The organism is Methylomonas sp. LWB, assembly GCF_001856095.1.
GTDB lineage: Bacteria > Pseudomonadota > Gammaproteobacteria > Methylococcales > Methylomonadaceae > Methylomonas > Methylomonas koyamae_A.
Map to the genome: position 1 here is coordinate 1 of NZ_MKMC01000070.1, position 1,471 is coordinate 1,471.

At 60.0% G+C, this 1,471-nt stretch carries 1 protein-coding gene; it reads left to right on the forward strand.

The features are described 5' to 3' along the window. A partial coding sequence (locus tag BJL95_RS20725; RefSeq protein ID WP_139306364.1) for an amino acid adenylation domain-containing protein occupies positions 1-1,471 on the forward strand: 1,471 nt, incomplete at both ends.

Sequence of the window (1,471 nt, forward strand, 5' to 3'; positions counted from 1 at the left end):
AGCCGTCAGGCGCAACGGACGCCGGCGGCGGTGGCGTTGGTGTTCGAACAACGCCAATTGACCTACGACGAACTGGAACGGCGCAGCAACCAATTGGCGCATTATCTAATCTCGCAAGGCGTCGGCACCGAAAGCTTGGTGGCGGTGTGTATGGAGCGCTGCCTGGAGTTGGTGGTCAGCCTGCATGCGATCGTCAAGGCCGGTGCGGCTTATGTGCCGTTGGACCCCGACTATCCGCAGGAACGCTTGGATTACATGATCGCCAATGCCGGTGCCGGCTGGTGTCTGACTCAGCAGGCCTTGGCCGGCAAGCTGCAAGATTATCCCGGCCAAGTGCTGGTCATCGAAGCCTTGCAAACCGAGCTGGCCCAGCAACCGGCCGGCGCGCCGGCCCTTGAATGCCATCCGCAACAGCTCGCCTATCTGATTTACACCTCGGGCTCCACCGGCCAACCGAAAGGCGTGGCCAACCACCATCAAGCGCTGGCCAACCGGCTCAACTGGATGCAGCGGCGTTATCCATTGAGCGGGCAAAACAGCGTCTTGCAAAAAACCCCGTACAGCTTCGACGTCTCGGTCTGGGAATTTTTCTGGCCGTTGATCGCCGGCGCCCGTTTGGTCATCGCCAAACCGGGCGGACATAAAGACAGCGATTACCTGGCCAAACTGATCCAAGCCCAGCACATCGACACCCTGCACTTCGTGCCGTCCATGCTGCAAGCCTTCATCGACGACCCCGAAGCGGCACACTGCAACAGCTTACGGCGCATCATCTGCAGCGGCGAAGCCTTACCGTTGAGCCTGCAACAACAGGTCTACGGCAAATTGACATCGGCGCGTCTCTACAATCTCTACGGCCCGACCGAAGCGGCGATCGACGTCAGCGAATGGCCTTGCCATGAAGACGACACCGCCAGCCCCATCGTCGCGATCGGCAAACCGATCGACAACCTACGTTTATACATCCTCGACGGCCAACTGCAGCCGGTGCCGATCGGCGTGTCCGGCGAACTGTACATCGCCGGCATCGGCTTGGCGCGCGGCTATCAGCAAAAGCCGCAGCTGACCGCGGAACGCTTCGTACCCAATCCGTTCGGTCAAGGCGAAAGGCTGTACCGGACCGGCGACCTATGCCGCTACCGGGCCGACGGCGTCATCGAATACCAAGGCCGGGAAGACGGCCAAATTAAGCTCAGAGGCTTTCGGATCGAGTTGGGCGAAATCGAAAGCGTGCTCAAACAGCATGCCGAGATTCAAGAGGCGGCGGTCAAGGTTTGGAGCCAAGGGCAAAGTAAACGCTTGGTGGCTTATGTGGTGAGCCACGCGGCCGACTTCGATCAGGCCGTCAAGCAGCAATTGCAGCAACTGCCCGATTACATGCGGCCGAGCCAAACTGTCAGGCTAGAGCAACTGCCGTTGACCGCTAGCGGCAAACTGGACCGCAAAGCGCTGAAAGAACCGGACATTCAAG